This is a genomic window from Bacillus sp. UMB0728 (assembly GCF_002858875.1).
GTDB classification, from domain to species: domain Bacteria; phylum Bacillota; class Bacilli; order Bacillales; family Cytobacillaceae; genus Bacillus_AB; species Bacillus_AB infantis.
In genome coordinates, this window is the sequence record NZ_PKLA01000004.1 from 446,917 (window position 1) to 467,961 (window position 21,045).

Annotated in this window: 16 protein-coding genes; 2 read left to right on the plus strand and 14 right to left on the minus strand. The window is 49.8% G+C overall.

All coding sequences use genetic code 11. The features are described from left to right. Positions 1-46: 46 nt before the first annotated feature. Positions 47-3,811 carry a helicase-exonuclease AddAB subunit AddA gene (addA, locus tag CYJ37_RS18035; protein ID WP_101550914.1) on the minus strand — a complete coding sequence of 1,255 codons (3,765 nt, stop codon included), beginning with the start codon at positions 3,809-3,811 and terminating at the stop codon, positions 47-49. Next, complete coding sequence (gene addB, locus CYJ37_RS18040; protein WP_101550916.1) at positions 3,804-7,295, minus strand: helicase-exonuclease AddAB subunit AddB; 3,492 nt, start codon at positions 7,293-7,295, stop codon at positions 3,804-3,806. The genes addA and addB overlap by 8 nt, the downstream gene beginning before the upstream one ends. Positions 7,296-7,660: 365 nt before the next feature. Here addB and CYJ37_RS18045 point away from each other — a divergent pair, with 365 nt between their 5' ends. Then, positions 7,661-8,788 (plus strand): MFS transporter, encoded by a 1,128-nt coding sequence (locus tag CYJ37_RS18045; RefSeq protein WP_101550918.1) that lies wholly within the window; start codon positions 7,661-7,663, stop codon positions 8,786-8,788. 116 nt (positions 8,789-8,904) lie between these two features. Here the strand turns inward: CYJ37_RS18045 and CYJ37_RS18050 are convergent, their stop codons facing one another. Both CYJ37_RS18050 and CYJ37_RS18055 read right to left on the minus strand, forming a co-directional pair. After that, positions 8,905-9,453, minus strand: coding sequence for a GNAT family N-acetyltransferase (locus CYJ37_RS18050; RefSeq protein ID WP_094768280.1), 549 nt, complete (start codon positions 9,451-9,453; stop codon positions 8,905-8,907). Between the two features lie 73 nt (positions 9,454-9,526). Further along, positions 9,527-11,035, minus strand: coding sequence for a class I adenylate-forming enzyme family protein (locus CYJ37_RS18055; RefSeq protein ID WP_101550920.1), 1,509 nt, complete (start codon positions 11,033-11,035; stop codon positions 9,527-9,529). 140 nt (positions 11,036-11,175) lie between these two features. Here CYJ37_RS18055 and CYJ37_RS18060 point away from each other — a divergent pair, with 140 nt between their 5' ends. Then, positions 11,176-11,733 (plus strand): cysteine hydrolase family protein, encoded by a 558-nt coding sequence (locus CYJ37_RS18060; RefSeq protein ID WP_101551149.1) that lies wholly within the window; start codon positions 11,176-11,178, stop codon positions 11,731-11,733. A gap of 318 nt (positions 11,734-12,051) precedes the next feature. On the opposite strand, the gene CYJ37_RS18065 is transcribed toward CYJ37_RS18060, so the two are convergent. The 10 genes from CYJ37_RS18065 to CYJ37_RS18110 all read right to left on the minus strand — a co-directional run bounded on the left by CYJ37_RS18065 (position 12,052) and on the right by CYJ37_RS18110 (position 20,833). Further along, positions 12,052-13,224, minus strand: coding sequence for a thiolase family protein (locus CYJ37_RS18065; protein WP_101550922.1), 1,173 nt, complete (start codon positions 13,222-13,224; stop codon positions 12,052-12,054). 25 nt (positions 13,225-13,249) lie between these two features. After that, complete coding sequence (fabG, locus tag CYJ37_RS18070; protein ID WP_101550924.1) at positions 13,250-13,990, minus strand: 3-oxoacyl-ACP reductase FabG; 741 nt, start codon at positions 13,988-13,990, stop codon at positions 13,250-13,252. After that, the gene (gene phaZ, locus CYJ37_RS18075; protein ID WP_009794007.1) at positions 13,987-14,922 is read right to left on the minus strand and encodes an intracellular short-chain-length polyhydroxyalkanoate depolymerase; all 936 of its coding nucleotides are present in this window, start codon (positions 14,920-14,922) and stop codon (positions 13,987-13,989) included. Before phaZ ends, fabG begins: the two co-directional genes overlap by 4 nt. After that, positions 14,901-15,917 carry a 3-oxoacyl-ACP synthase gene (locus CYJ37_RS18080; RefSeq protein WP_101550926.1) on the minus strand — a complete coding sequence of 339 codons (1,017 nt, stop codon included), beginning with the start codon at positions 15,915-15,917 and terminating at the stop codon, positions 14,901-14,903. The genes phaZ and CYJ37_RS18080 overlap by 22 nt, the downstream gene beginning before the upstream one ends. 13 nt (positions 15,918-15,930) lie before the next feature. Beyond that, the gene (locus tag CYJ37_RS18085) at positions 15,931-16,122 is read right to left on the minus strand and encodes a hypothetical protein (protein ID WP_009794005.1); all 192 of its coding nucleotides are present in this window, start codon (positions 16,120-16,122) and stop codon (positions 15,931-15,933) included. Positions 16,123-16,132: 10 nt separating this feature from the next. After that, entirely contained in the window at positions 16,133-17,131 is a 999-nt protein-coding gene (locus CYJ37_RS18090) for a branched-chain amino acid ABC transporter permease (protein ID WP_009794004.1), read from the minus strand. Further along, positions 17,128-17,997, minus strand: a complete 870-nt coding sequence (locus CYJ37_RS18095; RefSeq protein ID WP_009794003.1) for a branched-chain amino acid ABC transporter permease — start codon at positions 17,995-17,997, stop codon at positions 17,128-17,130. Before CYJ37_RS18095 ends, CYJ37_RS18090 begins: the two co-directional genes overlap by 4 nt. Positions 17,998-18,012: 15 nt before the next feature. After that, positions 18,013-18,720, minus strand: a complete 708-nt coding sequence (locus CYJ37_RS18100) for an ABC transporter ATP-binding protein (protein ID WP_009794002.1) — start codon at positions 18,718-18,720, stop codon at positions 18,013-18,015. Further along, the gene (locus CYJ37_RS18105) at positions 18,704-19,471 is read right to left on the minus strand and encodes an ABC transporter ATP-binding protein (protein ID WP_094768286.1); all 768 of its coding nucleotides are present in this window, start codon (positions 19,469-19,471) and stop codon (positions 18,704-18,706) included. The genes CYJ37_RS18100 and CYJ37_RS18105 overlap by 17 nt, the downstream gene beginning before the upstream one ends. A gap of 144 nt (positions 19,472-19,615) precedes the next feature. After that, positions 19,616-20,833, minus strand: a complete 1,218-nt coding sequence (locus CYJ37_RS18110) for a substrate-binding domain-containing protein (RefSeq protein WP_101550928.1) — start codon at positions 20,831-20,833, stop codon at positions 19,616-19,618. Positions 20,834-21,045: the final 212 nt, after the last annotated feature.

Here is a 21,045-nt window from a genome sequence, read left to right on the forward strand (position 1 = left end):
TGAACAAAAAAGCAAAAGAGTCTCCCCTTTTGCTTTCCTATTATCTCTATTCCAGCTTTAAAATATGGCCTCCGTCAAAAAAGAATAGATACCTTTCATCAACAGGGTCCTTAGTAATAGCCTCATAAGCTTTTGCATACAGGCTTATCTGAACATCATACCGTCTTTTGAGGACCGGCATTGCCTCCTCAAATCCGCCCGTGTAGCGCCCATGGATGCTGTCAGACTTATAATCAAGCAGGACTGTACCGTGCTCATCCTCGAAAATGCAGTCAATGATCCCCTGGACAAGCACCGGTTCTTCTGTGCCCTTCCAGTCCGGGTAGGCGGTTCTTGCCGGCAATGCCAGGTTGAAAGGAACCTCCCGCTGGATCCTTGCTGCCTTTCTCATCCTCTGGCCAAGAGGCGATTGGAAGAATCCCGCGATGAGGGCCGGGTCTATCACCTGGACTTGCTCATCCGTGAGAAGCTCCCGATCTTTCATCTCCGCCAGCTGTCTCTCAATGGACTCTTCTGTCACCGGATTGGAAAGGTCTGCATGCTGCATGACCATATGCATCGCCGTGCCCCTTTCGGCAGGTGTCATTGATTTCTCCTGCATGAACCTTGGCCGGTTCAGGATCGGCTTTTTCAGATTCCTGACGAGATCGCTGCCGCTCTCTTCATCCTTCACTTCACTCTGCCGCTTCATTTCTGAGACAGATTGCTTTGACTTATGGGAAGCTGCGGAAGGGTAGCTGTACTGCCAGGAAAGTGAATTCTTTATTTTTTCTTTAAAAGGGGACTCAGCCGGGACCGGTTTGCCTTCATATACGCTGTCAATCCACTGCTCCCCGGCTTCATCACTGTCCTCCTCCTGAGCAGGAGTGACGGCTGCCTGCCTGACCTCAACGCTCCAGGATGAAGGATGTAAAGCGATTTCTCCCTGGCTTCCTGCTGCGGCATCCTCCTGCCCGCTTCTCAGTGGCTCCCCGTCCCGGTGGCGGATAAGTGCGGGGCCGATCCAATCAAGATAGCTGGAAGCAGCCGCCCGGTCATATTCATCCAGCAGCCAGCTGTCTTTTTTGGCACCCTGCTGCCAGCCGGCCAGTTTTTTGTCCGCATTTTTCACGCTTGCCACAAGAAAAAGATGTTCTTTGGCACGAGTCAGTGCTACATACAGAACGCGCATTTCCTCTGCCAGCATTTCCATCTTCTTTTTCCTTTTAAAAGCAAGCTGTGGCAGGGATGGATAGGAAATCCGCTTCTCCGGATTCACATATTTGGCCGCAAATCCGTATTCCTTATCAAGCAGATAGGTTTTTTTCAAATCCATCGTATTGAACTGCCTTGCCAGGCCTGCAGCAAAGACGACAGGAAATTCAAGCCCCTTGCTGCTGTGGATGGTCATCATCCTCACCACATCCTCCTGTTCGCCGAGTGCGCGCGCTGCACCAAGGTCATCGCCCCGTTCCCTCATCCGTTCAATGAAACGCAGGAAGCGGAAAAGGCCCCTGAAGGAAGTTTCCTCATATTGGCGTGCCCGGTCATACAGTGCCCGGAGATTAGCCTGTCTTTGCTTGCCGCCGGGCATCCCTCCGGCAAAGTCATAGAAATGCGTGTCCCGGTACAGCTGCCAGATCAATTCAGAAAGACCGCCTTTCCTCGCCATCGATCTCCATTCCGCAATATCCAGGAAAAACGGCTTTACTTTATCATACAGATCCCCGCTTTTCTTTGTTTCACAGAATGCCTTCATCGCTTCATAGTAGGAACCCTTTTTATCGGCGATGCGGATCTGGGCAAGCTCTTCTTCGTTAAGGCCGACTATCGGAGACCGCAAAACAGAGGCAAGCGGGATATCCTGATGCGGATTGTCTATCACTTTTAAAAGGCTCATCATAATGGCGATCTCGGTAGCTTCAAAATAGCCTGAAGACAGATTTGCATAAATCGGAATTCCCTGCTTTTTGAATTCCTCCATAATCTGCGGAGCCCATGTCATCGACCTTAGAAGGATGACAATATCGCGGTACATTAAAGGACGATATGCTCCCGATTTCGGTTCATACACTTTTTTCCCGGATGACAGCATTTCTTTGATTTTCTCAGCCATCAGCCTTGCTTCATGCTGTGATTGCTCGAGATCCTCAAGGTCATACCCTGCATCCGTTTCATCTGCTTCCCCGCTTTCGGCCTTCTCCTGTCCGTCCAGGTCGATCAGATGAAGCTCAACAGGATACGGAAGGTCTTCAGGATACGAAGCTCCCTTTACAAGCTCGGCAGCCTGGTCATAATCGATTTCCCCTACTTTTTTTCCCATCACCTGTTTGAAAAGGAAGTTGGTCCCGTCAAGCACTTCCTTTCTGCTGCGAAAGTTTCTTGCAAGGTCGATCTTTAATCCTGTTTTCTCTCCGTCCACAGTAAAGCGAGTATATTTGCCGAGGAACAGATTGGGTTCTGCCAGCCTGAACCGGTAAATGGATTGCTTCACGTCTCCAACCATAAACAGATTGCCAGTCTCTTCCCCCTCCTTCGTCACGAGCTGCAGGATTGCTTCCTGGACCATGTTGGTGTCCTGGTATTCATCAACAAGCACTTCCCTGAAATGGTCCCGGTAAGTAAGAGCTGGCTCTGAAGGCAGGATGGCTCCCTCCTTCCTTGCAGAAGGATCAGAAAGGATTTCCAGGCAAAAATGCTCCAGATCAGCAAAGTCAACAAGTCCCTTCTCACTTTTCACACTGTTGAATTTCTCTGAAAAGGACCGGACGAGCCGGACGAGTACATCGATATGCGGCTTCATCTCCCCAATATCCCGGATGAAGCTTTCCGGCCTGCGCGAAAAGAATTCCGCCTGCAGATCCTGGATCATTTTCTTTGCCTTATCTCTATACTTTTGGGCCTGCTTGACCAGATCGGGATCATATTCATCGCCTTTGCAATTTTTCGCACGGCCAAAGCTCCAAAGCTGCATGGCTTCATTTAAACTGGACCAGGAATCATTGTTTGCGGCAATCAAGGTCTCAACTGCCCTGATATCGTCCATATAATTCTCTGCCCTTGGAGCAGGCCCGCCAGGCGTTTTGGCAAGCTCAAGCGCATTTTCCAGCAGCTGCCTTGCTCCCTCAAGCTGCAGTCCGATATCAAACAGGACGCTTGACATGAACGGAAGCTCTTCCAGTTTTGCATCACTGCTGACTTCGTACATGTCAGAGATTTTATCGAGATATTGATCTGGTGCCGGATTGGACCGGGCAAAATCGTACAGTTCCCTGATGATATCCTGGAGGGCTGTGTCACTCCTGTCGCTCGTGAAAGCATCGACCAGCCGGTAAAAGTCTTCATTGTTTTCCTTGCCGTATTCTTCTTCGAACAGTTCTTCAAGGACTTCATCCCTGAGGAGCTGCCCCTCTGTCTCATCGGCAATGCGGAAGCCGGGATCGATATCGATCAGATAATAATATTTCCGGATCACTTCAAGGCAGAATGAATGAAGAGTGGAAATCGAAGCCCTGCTCAGCAGGCTGAGCTGCTTGCGCAAATGCGCATACTGCGGATCCCTGTTTATCGCTTTCTCAAGTGCCTCCCCGATCCTGTGCCTCATCTCTGCGGCAGACGCATTCGTAAAGGTCACGACGAGGAGCTCATCCACATTGACCGGCTCTTCCCTGGATACGATCTTATTGATGATCCTTTCAACCAGCACTGCCGTTTTTCCGGAGCCTGCAGCTGCTGCCACAAGGATATCCTGGCCCGAAGCCATGATTGCCTTCCACTGGTCATCTGTCCAGGCTGCCCCCTCCGGCTTTGGAGGAATAATAGCTTTAGCCATTCTCTCCCGCCTCCTTTCGTATCTTATCCATCAGTTCTTCATTTGACTTAGGGGAAAGCACCCTGTACTCATTCGATTCAACCGATTCATCAAACTGGCAGACTGACTTGAACGAACAGAATGTACAAGGCACCTTGTCCTTCATTTTATAAGGGGAAATATCTGCTGATCCGCTGATGATCGCGTCCCCGGTTTTTGTGTAGGTTCCCCGGACAAATTTCCGAAGGCTCTCGAAGTCGTCCCTTGTGGCGACCTTCGACCTTTTCGTGATGGTGCCGTCCTTTTTAAATCCAGCCGATATAATCGAGGAGTCGCCGGAATCAAGTGTCTGGTCCATGAGCCTTAATACATTTTCATCGCCGAGAAGAAGGCCGTTCATTTTGAACTTCTTAAAGATCTCCTCTTCAATCTCATCGAGTGTGAGAAGCTTCGGAGAGTTCACAATCGGATTATGGACATGGAAGTACATGACTCCTGCAGGATCGGCCTTTTTCCCTGCTATATCCCCTGAGTGGGTGATGATGATGTCCAGGTAGGTAAGCATCTGCAGAGCAAGCCCATAGTAGACTTCACTGATATTCAGATCCCTTGCGCTGGATTTATAATCGATCACCCGAAGGTATACGCCATTTTCATTTTCCGCTTTATCAACCCGGTCAATCCGGCCGACCAGCTCCATGTTCGTCCCATTCCTCAACTTAAAGGACAGAGGCGGAAGTTTATCCTTAGGGCCAAAGCCGAGCTCAAGGCCGACTGGGGAGAACCCGCTTGCCCTGCTGTGCTCGCTCAGTATATACGAAGCCCTGCTGATGATATTTTCGAGCTTACGCTTGATATAAAAGTGGCGGTTCGAGCTCAGCAGTATCTCATTCTGAAGCTTTGGCGCAAGCATCTCCACCGCTTCTTTGGCAAGCTTCTCGCATTCCTGCCTTGTCATGTCAGACCAGGACATCCTTTTATCCATGACGGTCTCAGCTATGAATTTCAACGCAGCATGGAACAGATCTCCGATATCCGGCGCTTCCAGGCGGAAGACCTTCCTGTCCCGGAGCTTCAGGCCATGCTGGGCAAAATGTGAAAATGGGCAGCTGTGGAAAAGCTCCATCCTTGATACACTTGCCTGGATCGTTTCCCCGTAAAGCTCCTTGGCAGCCTCTTCCGAAAGCCTGGCCGTTCTGTTTTCGTAATGCAGGCTGGAAAGTACTTTTCTGGCCGTGTCCCCGAGCCTTGGATGGGCATGATAATAATTGTAGACATCCCACCAGATTCCGCTGATTTTATAGCCTCTTTTATTCATCTGGAGCTGGGAAGCCAGATAAGAAAGACTCGTATCCTCGTTCATGGCGAATAATAGCTGCTCCTCCTCAGGAAGTTCGAACGGATCGGCCATCCACATCACCTGCCCCGCCTCCGGGAACAGTTCGTTTGCCCGGCTGATATAAGGCGACGGCATCAGTGCCTTGCCCTCTTCATTGGCGAGCGGATAGCTGATGTACAGATGGGAGGAAGGTGTGGAAAAGGCGCGATAAGCCAGAAAATCCTCATCCAGGAGCCTGACCTTGCTGCCATGGGCAATTTTAAGCCCTGACTGCAGAAGCTTCTCCCGGTCAGCATCAGCAAGCACTCCTTCCTCAGTGAACTTGCCAGGCAGGACACCCTCATTCAGCCCGATGACAAACGCTGCCTTTATATCCGACAAACGAGATTTGTCCAGGTCTGCTGCGAGCACCTGGTCCATAGCCGGCGGAACAAGAGAGAAGCGGAGAGATTCCATTCCTGAATCAAGGATTGAGGCAAACTGCTTCATGCTGATCTTCTCATCCCCGAGCATTTCTACAAACTGGTCCAGAAGCTCCATGACAGCATTCCAGGCCTGATCATGTTCCCTCGCCTTTACAAGATTCCCCTTATCTTCCTCTTCCAGCTTCCAGCGCTCCAGCTTCGTCGGTATATCCAATTCCTCCAAATAAAGATAGACAGCCTCGCACAGCCTTCTTCCGCTGTCGGCCTTCTTAAGCCTCCTGGAGAGCCGGAGTATCGGTGCAGCGATGAGATCCCTCATTTGATTCAGCTCTTCTTCCCGCTCTTTTTCCAAGTCGGTCTGGACGATCTGCTCAAATTCAAGCCCCCTGATGCGGCGGTAATTCCAGCGGTCCTTTTTTGTCCACTTCTCGCCCTGGACACCATATGCCAGAACATAGTTTTCAAGCTTGTCCATTTTTTCCCTGATCACGCCAAGATCCGCCCGGGACGGAAACAGCAGTTCGGTTTTGACTGCGCGAAAAACAGGCTCATACCTCCAGTAGCCGGTAATGACCTCAAGTGATGAGCGGATAAGCTCAATAAGCGGATGGTTCATCATCGTCCGCTTTTGATCGATAAAAAACGGAATCCCGTAATCATCAAAGATGGTTTCAATGATGTCATGGTAAACTGATCCATTCCTCATTAAAAGGGCAATGTCTTTAAATCGGTATCCCTCTTCTGCTGCCAGTCTCTTAATCTCTCTGGCCGCACCTTCTATTTCTGCTCTCCTGTTCACTGCCTGTGCAATATGGACGTTTGCTTTTTCTGCAAAAGGCTCGGCAGGCCTGCTGCTGAAGGCTCTTTCCATATGGCGGAGCGAGTCATTGTCCCAGCGCTGCTGACCATTGAGAAGCACTTCCTGTTCCATCTCGGCCCCGGCCATCCCCGCAATCTCATAGACCGACTGGTATGATTCTGCCGACATCCTGAAAAGATGAAGATCTTCCGGGACTGCTGTTTTATATGGCCTGTCAAGCGTAAATGTCACCGTCACTCTTTTGCAGACTCTGATAAGCTGCTGGATGATCATATATTCCTGGGGCGTATAGCTGTAAAAGCCGTCGATATACACCTCGGCATTTTTCAGATACTCCGACATCCCTGCTTTTTCAGTAAGAAGGCGGAAATAGTCTTCAGAATCTACGTACTTGCCAAGAAGGCCTTCTTCGAACTGCTTATAGATCAATTCCATATCATGCAGCTTGTCCTGAAGCCCCCTGCTGCCCCTTCGGGATTCAAGTTCTTCCCGTTTCCCTGCAAGAGCTCCCGGCTCAATGCAGTACCGTTTGAATTCTGTCAGCATCTGCTCCATTTGGCCGATAAAGCCGTTCTTGCCTGCCGCCCGCTGAAAGATTTTCAGTTCATCTTTTTTATCTTCAATTATTTTTCTGATGAGCATATTAACGCCGGTGCTGTTCAAATGATAGCGGCTGATCCCGCCTGTTTCCTGCAGCACCTTCCAGGCAAGCCTTGTAAATGACAAGACCTGTGTACGGATCATCCCGCCAAGCCCCGGGGTTGTGATGAGCTTATATTCCGAAAGAAATGTCATCTGCTCAGGCACCAGATAAACAACTGGATGGCCATTCGGCTCGATTTTCATTTTCTCCCTGATTTCTTCAAGGCAGAGCGAAGTCTTGCCGCTGCCGCTCCGGCCTAATATAAAACGTACAGACATCCGTGGTCCTCCCCTATTATCCATCTTCCAGATTCCGTCCGGCCGTGAAGGCTTTTCGGATACCCTTCATTCTGCTATTTAAGTGCGAAAAAGGCGCAGCTTGTTCTGCGCCTTTGGAAATAACAACTCTATTTTTATACCAGACAGCATGGAAGCGGCTGCCCTTATTTATCTATTATTATACTATTTTTCCGTCACTGTTGCCAATGGGATACACCTGGATGGGAACAACTTTCCAGCACATCCCCGCGTGCATATATTGATAAAAACAAAAGAGACAAATTCATAAAGAAACGCAGGCTGTAGCGTAAGCATAAGAATCTTCAAGCCCCAAAAATTTCAAAAAAGGAGGGATAACTCACGCTATGAAACCAGGTTTGTCCGTCTCCGGAGCCCTGCTTGTCATTTCCGGGATACTGGTTGCTTCGAATATTTATACCCTCATTCCCATATACGGTGAAATGGCCGCCTCTCTCCATGCAGATGAAGGAGCAATCATCACAGCCGGAAGCCTTTTTTCCATCTTTTATGCCATCGGCCTTTTAACATTCGGCCCCCTGTCAGACAGGGCAGGCAGAAAGAAGGTCATTGTCTTTGGGATGCTCGCTTCTGCGCTTGCCACCTTTGCGGTCGGACTTTCCGGCAGTGAAGTCAGCCTTTACTTCCTCCGGTCACTTCAGGGATTTGTTCTCGGAAGTTTTGCACCTGTGGCTTTTGCCTATTCTTTCGACTTATTTTCGGGCCGCGGGAGAACGCTTCTGCTTGTGCTCATCAATACGGGCTTTCTCCTTGCAGGCATACTCGGCCAGCTGATCAGCTCTGTCCTTACCCTGCATTATGGCTGGCAATCTGTCTTTTTATTTTTTTCTGTATGCTATCTCGCGCTATTCATTTTGGCCTGGATTTTGCTGCCTGCGACAGGAAAGCCTGCAGTCCGGGAAAGCGTCTTTTCATCCTTTGCGGTCCTGCTGAAAAATACCAGGCTTCTGTCATGCTATGTGATTGCTTTTACTCTGCTGTTTTCGTTTGCAGCTTTCTATGACAGTCTTGCACGGGTATTCAGCGGCACCTTCCAGGAACTGTTCCTTCTTAGGGCGGCAGGCATGGCAGGCGCCATTTTATCCCTTTTCACCGGCAGATTAATTGAAACATTCGGGGTTTACCGCACACTAATAACCGGCCTTTGGCTTGGGATCCTGAGCATGTGCCTTCTTCTCACAGGGGCGGAAATGCTTGTTATTCTATCAGTCTCTTTCGTCGCCTCGATCTCTCTCTTGATTCCTTCGATCATCACATTGATTGGATCATTGGGCGGAGAGCGGCGCGCCAAAGCTTTATCACTCTACTCTTTCGTTCTCTTAACCGGGGCGAGCCTTGCCTCGCCAGCTGCCGCCATCCTGCCTTTTGCCGGGGTGCTCATTCTTCTGCTATGCTGTTTTGCAGTTGATTTGGTAATTGTTCATAGGCTTGAGAAGGCGGGGAGGGATTTGTAGGGGGAAGGGGCAAAGCAACCCCTCTTGCTTCTGTCCAAGAGTGACCGATATAATCGCCCTGCCGGTCATTCCTGCCCGCCGCAATTATCTTGTCAGCACAAAAAGCCCGGAATCTGTCATTCCGGACTTTTCTGCCATTCTCTGCGGAGGAGTCCATAGAGGAACATATCATATCTTTGCCCGTTTCGTTCCATAAACTCACGGAAGGCTCCTTCTTTTTTAAAGCCGAATTTTTCATACAGCCTGATGGCCCGGCTGTTATAGGAAAACACGGTAAGCTGAAGGCGATGGAGATTCAGTTCATTGAAGCTATAGTCAATCAGGCATTGAAGCGCTTCTCTTCCATATCCTTTCCCCCAGTGCTCTTCGCTGCCGATGCCCAGGCTGACCCAGGCAGTCTTATGCGTCCAAAGCACACCATTAACCTCAGCAAACCCGATTACCTTTTCAGTGTTTTTATGGATGACAGCAAATCGGAACGCATCACTGGTTTCCTCCAGCCATTGCTTTTTCAGGTCATCCTTCGTTCGCGGCTTTACAGGCACCGCATCAAGATGGCGCATAAAAAGCTCTCCTGTATGCCACTCCAATATGTTTTCCAGATCTTTTTCCGCAAAATAGCCTAGTCTGATATTTTCGCCTTCCAGCATTTTCTCTGTAATCATAAGGATCTCCCCAGTTATTTCCAGCAGGCTTTCAGCCGCCGGGAGTACCCTTTTATTCGATAGGGATGCCGAATTATCCTTCTTTAGCAGCTGCCATTTCTGCCGCAGTCATTTTCAGCTGCTTTTTGTCGATCTTTCCCACATGGGTCTTTGGAAGTTTATCAAGAAAATAAATGAATTTAGGTACTTTATAAGCAGCGAGCTTTTGCCTGCAATAACCCTTTATCTCATCTTTGGTCATGGCAGCTGCTTCCTTCAGCACAATGAATGCCGTTACTGCTTCCCCCCATTTCCGGTCATCGATCCCAATGACAGATACTTCATCCACTTGCGGGCAGGAGCCCAGCCACTGCTCCACTTCGAGCGGATATACATTTTCCCCCCCGGTGATGATCATATCCTTCTTCCGTCCGACTATATAGAAAAATCCTTCATCATCGACTTTTGCGAGGTCACCGGTATAGAGCCAGCCATCTCTTACTGCGTCCTTTGTGGCCTCTTCATTATTCCAGTAGCAGGAAAAGACATGGCGCCCCTTTATCAAAACCTCTCCAACTTCTCCACTTCCTGCCTCGACGCCTGTTTCTGCCAAGACCTTGACTGTGTTGAACAGCATCGGCCTTCCGATGGATCCTTTTTTCAGCACAGCTTCCTGCGGGGAGATATAAAAATTATTCGGCCCGGCTTCCGTCATGCCGTAGCCCTCTTTGAAGTGCAATCCTTTCCTCCTGAATTCTTCATAAATCGAAAGCGGACACGGAGCACCTCCAGAAAGAAATACCCTCATGGATTCAAACGAGCCTTCCTTAAATTCATCTGTATCTATCAGCATATGGTACATCGTAGGCACAAGCAGGATGATGGTGCACTGATATTCCCTGATATAACGGGCTGCATCAGACGGATTGTAATTCCCGGCGAGCACAACTTTGCCTCCGGCCAACAGCAAAGGCAGAGTAAGGGCGTTGATGCCCCCGGTATGGAACATCGGCAGATAAGTGATGGTCGTATCCTGGTTCGTAAGCCCCCAGCTGACTGCCGTATTGACGGCATTCCACAAGATCGCCCGGTGGGAAAGCACAGCTCCCTTCGGCTTCCCGGTCGTCCCCCCCGTATAAATCATGGCAAGGGGATCCTCCTCATCGACCTGCCATGGAGGAATGAATGGGCGGCCAGGCATCCTGAAGGGTGTTTCATCCAGGCAGACAGACTCATATTGATGCAGCTGCAGGCGTGATGCGAGTTCAATGAATGAATAATGATAGCCTATAATTACGGGTGTGCAGTCTGCCAGTATAGCCTGGATCTCTTCCGCCGCAAGCCTCCAGTTGACCGGCACGAAAATAGCCCCGATTTTTCCGCAGGCAAACAGAAAGTCCAGACAGCTTATATGATTAGGCGCAAGCAGCGCGATCCTGTCACCTTTTGCAGCTCCCCTTTCAAGCAGCCAGCCCGCCAAAGCCTCCGCCCTGCTGTTCAACTCTTTATATGTCCAGGATTTCCCCTGTTCAGCGTCAATAACTGCCACGGAGCCGGGCGACAGCCCCGCTCTATTGGTCAGCCAGTCGATTTCCCTCCACAATGCAATCTCTCCTTCATCTTTGATATGGAGAGTGTAAATAACATCAGTTGCAGAAGAGTTACACCTGGATGATTTTCCATACTCCGGAAATAATAAAGCTGAGTTATTAATCCGAGAAAAGAGGTGCGCCTTTGAAAAAGATGGATTCTCCGCCAGCCCTGCTTGTCCTGGACGTGCAAAAGGGCTTTGACGACCCTTATTGGGGGAAAAGAAACAATCCCGCCGCAGAACAAGTCATCGGGCAGCTGCAGGATGAGTGGAGAAAAAGAGGCTGGAAGATCATTTACTCGCAGCATTTATCGGTTCAGCCGTCTTCTCCTTTATATCGTGATAATCCAGAGGGTGTGAGCTTTAAAGATGCCAATGCCCCGCTGCCGGATGAGAAGGTTTTTCAGAAAGAAGTGAATTCTGCATTCATCGGTACAAGCCTGGAGTCCTATTTAAGAGGCGAAAATATCCAGAATGTCTGTATAACCGGCTTATCGACGCAGCATTGCGTCTCAACCACTGCAAGGATGGCGGGCAATCTGGGCTTCACCACCTATCTTGTTTCCGATGCTTGTGCCGCGTTTGAGGCTAAAGGGACTGGAGGCACGGTTTATTCTCCTGAGCAGGTGCATGAGATTGAATTGGCGATGCTGAATAAGGAGTTTGCGCAGGTTGTGACTGCTGGGGAGCTGATGGGGTTACTAGTTTAATTTGCAATAGTTGGACTTAGGGCAAATGCAGGGAAAAAGGATTTATTCACTAGCTTATGAATATCTTTTTGAATGGGGGCTGTTGATTTGCGTTCCAGGCACTTCGCTTTCCGCGGGGCGACGCTGAGCCTCCTCACGCTGCGCGCTGCGGGGTCTCAGCATTGCCGCTATCTTCCCGCAGGAGTCTGCGTGCCTTCCACTCCAATCAACAGGGTTTTCTATACTTTTTGGGCATAAAGTTCCCCTTAGAAAGACAGGATAATTTCACCCATCCCTTTTGTCTGCAAATAGAAAGAGAGGCATCTCGTGCCTCTCTTGTTATCTTTCTATAAAAACCGAGGCTCCCATGCCTCCGCCGACGCAGAGGGAGGCGATGCCTTTTTTTAGTTCTCTTCTTTTCAGTTCATGCACCAGGCTGACGATGAGCCTTGCTCCTGTGCAGCCGATCGGGTGTCCGAGGCTGATGCCGCTGCCGTTGACGTTTACCTTGCTCCTGTCCAGGCCAAGTTCCTTTTCAACAGCGAGATATTGGGCTGCGAATGCTTCATTCACTTCGATCAGGTCTGCATCCTCCAGAGACCAGCCAGTCTGCTGCAAGCCTTTCCTGACTGCCGGCACAGGTCCCCTTCCCATGACTTTAGGGTCGACGCCTGATACTGAAAATCCGGCAATCCGGGCTAGCGGCGTAAGCCCTTTTGCCATTGCCGTTTCTTCGGACATCAGCACCAGTGCTGCTGCCCCATCATTCAGGCTGGAGGCATTCCCCGCCGTCACGGTTCCATTTTCCCGGAAAACAGGCTTTAGGCCGGCAAGCTTTGCTGCTGTGAGGTCAAGCCGAGGGTTCTCATCCCGGGATACAACGGTTTCCCCTTTCCTGTGCTTGACTGTTACAGGGACAATTTCTTCTTCAAAATAACCTTTTTCAATGGCGTTCAGGGCGCGCTGATGGCTCAGCAGTGCCATTTCATCCTGCTCTTCCCTTGTTATCCCATGAAGCTCTGCCAGATTTTCAGCAGTTTCACCCATCATAATATGGTGGATCGGATCCTCGAGAATTTCCCATACAGAATCGGTAATTTTACCATGCTGCATCCTCGCTCCCCAGCGGTGATCCTTCAGGAGGTAAGGGCTTGAACTCATAGCCTCCACACCGCCTGCCACTACGATATCAGATATGCCAGCCTGGATTTGCAGAGCTGCCGAAATGACCGCCTGCATGCCGGATGCACACTGCCTTTGGACAGTGAATCCCGAGGTCTCATCCGGAAGCCCTGCCAGCAGCGCTGCGGTCCTGGCCGTGTTGGGCTGGTCGGTCCGCTGGATGCAATGACCGAGGATCACCTCATCGATTTCATGATTTTCCAAACCGCTTCTTTTTACAGTTTCCTTTATGACTGGTACAGCCAGGTCGGTTGGCAGGAGATCCTTGAATGCACCTCCGAAGGTTCCGACCGGAGACCTTGCAGCTGATACGATAACTACAGTCCTCATTTTTCTACCTCCCGTCAAACTATTCTTACATCATAATGCCGCCGTCCACATGCAGGACGGTTCCATTAATATAATCAGATTCATCAGAGGCAAGGAATAAATAGGCATTGGCAATATCCTCCGGGCTGCCCAGGCGACCGAGCGGCACCATCTGTTTCATTTGCCCGATCACCTTCTCAGGCACCTTTGCTGTCATTCCTGTATGGATGAAGCCGGGGGCGACGGCGTTGACGTTGATCCCTTTTCGGCCCAGCTCCTTTGCCCAGGTTTTTGTCATGCCCACAACCCCGGCCTTTGCGGCAGCATAATTGGTCTGGCCGATATTTCCATAAACGCCTGATACAGATGAAGTGCTGATGACCTTCCCTTTCCCCTGTTCAATCATGCTTGGGATCACAGCCTGGGTGCAATGGAATACACCGGTCAGGTTGACGTCAATCACTTTTTGGAAATCCTCGGCAGCCATTTTGGCCAGCATGCTGTCACGGGTGATCCCTGCGTTATTGATCAGAATGTCGATTCTCTCATACTCCTCAAGCACCTGCCGGACCAGTTCGTCAATGCTTTCCCTTTTTGATACGTCTACCTGAATAAACCTGGCATGAAGTCCTTCTCTATTTAACTCCCCTTCTCTTTCCCTGCCGATTTCCTCATCAAAATCGGCCAGGACCACATTGGCCCCTTCACGTGCAAATCTTTCGGCTGCGGCAAATCCAATACCGTTGGCCGCCCCGGTAATAATGGCTGTTTTCTCTTTTAGTCTCACTTTAATACCTCCAGCTCTTTATCCAAAAATTCCGACATCACATCAGTCAGTTGCCCGATATCATCGACAAGCGGGGAATGGCCGCAATCCTTCAATTCTGCAAAGTGTGCATTGCTTCCGATGTCCTCAAGGATTTCCCGGGCCATCCCCGCTGTTATTACCTGATCACGGTCGCCTCTCAGGACCAGCACCGGCACCTTAATTTTATCCGCGTCCCCTGTTCCGGGTTCTTCACCATTCGGGACGGAACCTATATTGAAAATATTAAGAGAATGATAGACTTCAGCAAGATTCCGCTGTGTCAGCATATCATCCAGATACTCTTCATATCTTGCAGGCTCCGGCTGATTTTTATCATAAATAAGGGCATCCCACATCGCCCTTAGAAACATCCTGTCCCCTCTGTCATAAGCCGACTGCACAGGAATTGTCTTGCTCTTATCCGCCCTTATTTGTTCCAGGCTGGTCAGGCGTGCTAATGAATCAGGCACAGCATCCCCTGACGTCCCGTAAAACGGGTATCCCCTTGTGGAAGCTGAGGCCAAAAGAATCAGGCGATTGCATAGGCCGGGATTGTCTGCAGCAAGCTGCATAGCAACCGCACCTCCCGTCGACCAGCCGGCAACGGAAAAATCGGAGAGGCCAATGGCATCGCAAAAAAGCTTTACATCATCCGAAAAGTCTTTGATGGAACGGATTGGCTCGAAATAACTGGATTGGCCGAACCCTCTAAGATCGATCGCATACAGCTTATATTTCGGGTCCAGATGTTCAAACACAAGGTCCCAATGCTTCGAGGAAGTCATATTGCCATGGATGAGCAGCAGCTTCTGCCCGCCGCCTTCCCTTTCCCTCCAGCTGATGGTTTCCCCGCTGCTCAAAACAATCTTTTTCAGTTCTTCATTCTTGCTCACTTTCCATCTTCCCCCCATCTAATGACAGAAGCTCCCCAGGCATAGCCGATGCCTGCACTGACAAGGACAGCTATTTTCCCGGGTGCCAGCCTTTCCTCTTTTTCAGCAAGCTCCAATGACAATATTTGATCAAATTGGCCGATATGCCCAAAATCCTCCAGGTAAATGGATTGCTCCTGTCCAAGGCCAAGCTCCTGAAGGACAAAATCGTGGGCGGACCTTTTCATATGGAGCATCGCGAGATAATGGATATCATCCTCTGCATAGCCGCTTTTTGCAACCGCTTTCCTAATTACCTTCAGGAAGTTTTCCATGGACTTCTGCTCCAGCCTTTGCTTCATCCCTGCCGGATCCATTACATCAAGCTGGTAAAGACCGTTTTCAAGCGCCTCTGCCGTTAAGGGGTTCTTAGTCCCTCCGGCCACTACCGCAACATCCTCTGAAAAAGATCCATCGGTTATGATAGCGCTTTCCAGCAGCCTGTTTGAGGACAGTCCTTTTTTCAAAAGGATCGCACCGCCCCCTGCTCCCAGATTAAACATAAACCGGGTCCTTTCATTTTCGTAATTAATGAAGTCCCCGTTCCTGTAGCCGCCGGCAAGCAGGACTGTCGATATGCCGGGATCTGCTGACATCATATCCTTCGCTGTCTTCAGCCCCATTATAGCGGTCCCGCAGCGGAGGGCCATATCAAATGCATAGGCATTATAGGCCCCGACTTCATGCTGAAGCTTAATGCCTGCTGTCCATAAGGGATATTCTTTATATTCTTCGCCGATATAAATGACCAGATCAATTTCCAGCGGATCAATTCCAGCTTTCCCGATTGCTTCGCGGGCAGCCCTGATTCCCATCTCGCAGGTGTGATCCTCTGCGCCTGGAACCGGCTTCTTTTTGATACCCATTTTATTTTCAACAATATGAAGCGGGATTCCTGCTTTTTTGGCAATTTCTGCACTTGTTATATATGTTTCCGGCAAATAAATGCCTGTTGCCGCTATTCCGATATCCAGATTTTCCGCCTCCTTATTGCACCGGCCCCATCGCCCCGGCTGCCAATTTCATATAATCATTGGCTTCTTCCAGCGTTTCAAAGAATGTTTCTCTGTCTTCCTGCACATGCGTCACCTTAATCCTCCAATTCCTTTTGCCTGGTGTTCCTTCCTGATCACTCAGATAAATCCGGATAATGAACGAGGCAACCTGGCCATGAACCATCTTCTCCCCCCTAGCCGGCAATCTTTTCTTCTTTTTTGTCTGCTTCTTTTCCCGTGCGTTTCCATTGCTTCCCTTTGAGCGTCCCGAGAATCCCTTTCGGAAAGAACATCACGGCCAGTATATATATGATTCCAAAGAAGATGATCCACCGTTCAAAAATCCAATGGACCTTTGCAAGTTCTGTCAGCCCGTGGTGGGCAAATTCAATAATCCCCGCCCCGATGATAGCCCCCGCCAATGTTCCGACCCCGCCTATAATCGTCATCAGCAGGGCATCTAGAGTGATATCCATCGTAAATACGCTCGTGTTGACGAAGCGGAGGGATATGCTGTACAGCATCCCGGCAATCCCCGCTATAACACCGGCTGCAACACTCGCAGCAATTTTGTACTGAATCACATTATAGCCAAGGGACTCTGTCCGCTGTTCATTTTCACGGATGGCCTGGAGCACCCTTCCGAGCGGAGAATGGGTGAACCGCGACAATATCATAAAAACGAGAATCATAGCCGCCAGGCAGATGAAGTAGAAGTCTGTCCGGTCTTTTAATAGATCCGGGACCCGGAAGGTAAATCCGTCGTTTCCGTACGTAACGGTTCTCCACTTCTCGGCAAGAACCAGGAAAAGGCCGGCAAATGCCAGGGTCAGCATGGCATAAAAATGGCTTTTCAGCCTTAGTGTCAGAAGGCCGACTGCATAACTGAGGACTGCGGTCAGAACAATTGTCAGCAGCACAGCCAATAGGAGGTTCACCATCGTCGGTTCCATTCTTTTCATCATCACGCCTGCTGTATAGGCCCCGATCCCGAAAAACATGGCATGGCCGAAGGAAACAATCCCTGTATATCCAAGCAGGATATCGTAGCTCATGGCAAAGATGGCAAAAATAAAGATCTGTGTAAACAAGATCAGCATGGTCCTTGATTCATATACAAATGGAAGCAGCATCAATGCCGCTGCTATAAAGGTGTAGATCATGGCCTTTTTATTATCAATGGTATGCTTCATACTCCCCGCCCCTTCAATCTGAATAGCCCCTGCGGCCTGAAGATAAGCACGGCAGCCATCAGCAGCATGTTAACGGCCAGGGAAAGGGATGGAACATAATAGGACATGAAGGCTCCGGCAAGCCCTACCAGAATGGCAGCAAGAATGGATCCCGAGAAGCTGCCCATCCCTCCAATTACAACAACGATGAAAGCAAGGATGGCAAACTCCATCCCCATCTCCGCATGGATGACACCCGAATACGGGCCTAAAAGCACCCCGCCCAATGCGGCCATTCCCGATCCTGCCATGAAAACAATCATAAAGACTCTTTTAATATTGATCCCCAGGGACTGGACCATCTCTTTATCCATGACACCGGCCCGTACAACGAGTCCGATTTTTGTGTTGCGCAAGATATATTGCACCCCGAGGAAAACGAGCAGGCCGACGATGATGATGAATACCCTGTATTTAATAATGATCACTCCGCCAAGCTCCCAGCTTCCGGCCAGGTAGGATGGCGGAGAAGCTGACAGCTGATTGGGGCCCCAGACAACCTTAAGAAGCTCAGATAATACAAGCATCAGGCCAAGTGTGATCAATATTTGCTGGACATGATTCCCGTATACCGGCTTGATGATCCACCGTTCAGTCAAAAAACCCAGTATGAGCCCGGTCACGACTGCCCCGATGATCCCTGCAGCAAAACTGCCTGTCTGGGCAAATATCCATGTCCCGCTGTAGGCCCCCCAAGCAAACAGTCCGCCATGGGCAAAATTAAGGACATCCATCAGTCCGAATATGAGCGTCAGCCCTGCCGCAAGCAAAAAAATCAGCATACCGGTCGCAAGCCCGTTTATGGCAAGGTTAATAAGCACCTCCATCTTATACTCTCCTTTCTAGGCAATGCCCAAATATTTTTTCCTCATAGATTCATCTTCCTTCAGCACTGACATCGGGCCGCCCCCTACCGTTCTTCCATCATCAATAATGTAGAAGCGGTCGCCAACCGTACTCGCCATCATAAAGTTCTGCTCCACAAGGACGATCGTGGTTTTTTCCTTCATTTGCATGATTGAATCCATTACTTTTTCAACCATGATCGGTGCGAGTCCTTTGCTCGGCTCATCAATCAGCATTAAATCATTATCATTCACATAAGCCCGTGCGATGGAAAGCATCTGTTTCTGTCCTCCGCTTAAAAGGCCGCCCGGCTTTTTCCAGAATCGTTTTAAATCCGGGAAAAGGTCCAGGGTCCAATCCAGCTTTTCCAAAGCGGAAGGAGTCTCTTTCCGCATGGCCACCTTCATATTTTCCTCAACTGTCAGCCCCGCAAATATCCCCTGGTCCTCCGGCACATAGCCAAGCCCTTTTCTCGCAATCTCATAAGGAGGCAGTCCGCCGATTTCTGTCCCTTTCCACTCTATGCTTCCTTTGCTCAGGACATTGTGCCCCATGATGGTTCTGAGGGTGGAGGTCTTCCCTGCGCCGTTGCGGCCCAGAAGCACGGTAACATCCCCTTTTGCCACTTCCAGCGAGACTCCCTGCAGGATATGATACTGGCCTATATACGTTTCGACATCTGACAGCTTAAGCTGAGCCTGCATGCTCAAAACCTCCCAGATATGCGGATTGCACCGTTTCATTTTCCATGATTTCCCGAGGAGTCCCCTTAGCCAGAAGCGAGCCATTGAACAGGACCATGACGCTGTCTGATAAATCAAGGATCATATCCATTTTGTGTTCAATCAGAATGATGGTCCTCCCGCTCTCCTGCTTGATTTTCCTGATGACTTCAAGGATGGCCGGAACCTCTTCCAGCGACATTCCTGCTGTCGGCTCATCCAGAAGCAAAACCTCGGTATTCAGGGCGAGGAGCATAGCGATCTCGAGCTTCCTTTTCTCGCCGTGCGCCAGATTGGCGGCGGCTGCATCCTGTTTTTTATCAAGCAATACCAGCTTCAGCCATTCAGACGCTTTTTCTTCAAGCTCTTTGTACATTTTGAAATGGCGCAGCATCTGATAGCGGATGCCTGCCTGCGACTGGACTGCAAGCCTTACATTCTCCAACACAGTCAAACTTGGAAATACATTGGTAATTTGAAAGCTTCTTCCGATTCCCCTTCTTGTCCTTTCAACAGGAGAAAGCTTTGTGATGTCTTCCCCTCGCAAATGGATAGATCCCCCTGTAGGGGCGAGCTGACCGCTCAGCAGGTTGAAAAACGTCGTTTTGCCGGCTCCATTTGGACCGATAATTGATAAAAATTCATTTTCCGGGACAGCAAGCGAGACAGAATCCACTGCTTTATGGCCTCCGAATGCTATTGATAAATCTTTTGTTTCTATGATTGGACCCACATGCCCACCTCCACTTTATATTCAGCTGCCTGCGGCATACTCCAAAAGAATGCCCGGCTCTCCCCGGATCCGCTTTGCAGCAATGGACTCAGGCCTGCTGCCGGAGTCCATTGCCATTACTGCATTTTATAATCCGGTTTTCACTTACTTGTTCAGTACAGGAGGCGCTGTCTCTTCAGGTGACAGTTCCCTCACAAGCACCGGTACAGGGTATGGGACACCATCCTTTTTCTCCAGCTTGATTGCGTACAATGCCTGAAGGGCCTGGTGGTCTTCTGCCCTGAATGTCATCTTCCCCTTCGGCGTCTCGAAGCTCATTCCTTCCATTGTCTCAATGAGCGTGTCTGCATCTGTACTGCCGTCCGTTTTCTTCAGTGCTTCAACGATGGAGATCGCGGCGCTCATGCCTCCTGGAGTGAAGAGATCCGGCACATCCCCGTCAAACCGCTTTTTATGCTCCTCTACCAGCCAGCTGTTGATTTCGTTATCCGGAAGATCGTGATAGTAGACGGAGAACCCTTCCATCCCGATCAATGGCTCCATTGTCGCAAGGGCAGCAATATCCGGTGCGCCTGTGGAAATTTTGATGCCTTTATCCTGGACCTTCATATCAGCGATCTGATTCCAGGGTGAGTTGGCCCCCGCCCAGATAACAAACAGATAATCCGGCTTGGAATCAATCACTTTCTGGATGTTTGCAGTAAAGTCGGTTGCGGCAGGATCCGCGTATTCTTCATGGACAATTTCAGCGCCAAGCTTCACCGCTGCATCCCGGAATGCAGCCACACCGTCGCGCCCGAAAGAATAATCAGGAGCAAGCGTCGCTATTTTTACACCTTCACCAGCGATGGCTGCAGCACCAGCGACTGCATCCTGAGAAGAGTTGCGCGCGGTCCGGAAAATATAAGGATTGAACTCTGAGCCTGTGATGCTGTCAGCTACCGCCGGCTCGACGACCATGATTTTCTCATATTCTTCTGCGAGGGGAAGAACAGCCAATGTATCACCTGAGCTGGAGGATCCGACCAGGAAGTCAACTTCATCTTCCTCAAGCAGCTTTGTCGCCTTTTGGACGGCCACTTCCGGCTTTGTTTCAGTATCCTCTACAATGAATTCAATCTTCCTTCCAGCCACTTCATTTTTACCGTCTGTTGCATATTCCAGGCCCAGCTCAAAGCCGCGGAGTGTCTGTTCCCCATATGACTCAAGCCCGCCTGTCTGCGAGGCCAGCACACCGATTTTGATCGGATCGCTCTTCTCATCCCCGCTGCCTCCCGATTCTTCTGAACTGCAGGCACTCGAAAAGACCACCATCAGCGACATCAGGCAGCCCAATGCCATTTTCCCTGTATTCTTTTTCATCCTTTCTCCCCCTTGAAATCAATTGTTTGCTGCAAATCTTCCTGCCTTCATCCTAATCAGCCCCAGTTACAAATCGGTTACAGCCAAGATATATTCTTAATTTCTATTGCCGGATGAAATAGACCTGCCCGATCTGGAAATTCCTGCAAATGGTTTAATACTTAAGAAAAGCGGAAAAGAGATAAGAAATCTATTGATCTTAATTTCCGTCT

Coding starts and splice junctions, on each gene's coding strand:
- addA (WP_101550914.1), bottom strand. CDS start 3,811: ATGGCTAAAGCTATTATTCCTCCAAAGCCGGAGGGGGCAGCCTGGACA.
- addB (WP_101550916.1), bottom strand. CDS start 7,295: ATGTCTGTACGTTTTATATTAGGCCGGAGCGGCAGCGGCAAGACTTCG.
- CYJ37_RS18045 (WP_101550918.1), top strand. CDS start 7,661: ATGAAACCAGGTTTGTCCGTCTCCGGAGCCCTGCTTGTCATTTCCGGG.
- CYJ37_RS18050 (WP_094768280.1), bottom strand. CDS start 9,453: ATGATTACAGAGAAAATGCTGGAAGGCGAAAATATCAGACTAGGCTAT.
- CYJ37_RS18060 (WP_101551149.1), top strand. CDS start 11,176: ATGGATTCTCCGCCAGCCCTGCTTGTCCTGGACGTGCAAAAGGGCTTT.
- CYJ37_RS18065 (WP_101550922.1), bottom strand. CDS start 13,224: ATGAGGACTGTAGTTATCGTATCAGCTGCAAGGTCTCCGGTCGGAACC.
- phaZ (WP_009794007.1), bottom strand. CDS start 14,922: ATGGGGGGAAGATGGAAAGTGAGCAAGAATGAAGAACTGAAAAAGATT.
- CYJ37_RS18085 (WP_009794005.1), bottom strand. CDS start 16,122: ATGGTTCATGGCCAGGTTGCCTCGTTCATTATCCGGATTTATCTGAGT.
- CYJ37_RS18090 (WP_009794004.1), bottom strand. CDS start 17,131: ATGAAGCATACCATTGATAATAAAAAGGCCATGATCTACACCTTTATA.
- CYJ37_RS18095 (WP_009794003.1), bottom strand. CDS start 17,997: ATGGAGGTGCTTATTAACCTTGCCATAAACGGGCTTGCGACCGGTATG.
- CYJ37_RS18100 (WP_009794002.1), bottom strand. CDS start 18,720: ATGCAGGCTCAGCTTAAGCTGTCAGATGTCGAAACGTATATAGGCCAG.
- CYJ37_RS18110 (WP_101550928.1), bottom strand. CDS start 20,833: ATGAAAAAGAATACAGGGAAAATGGCATTGGGCTGCCTGATGTCGCTG.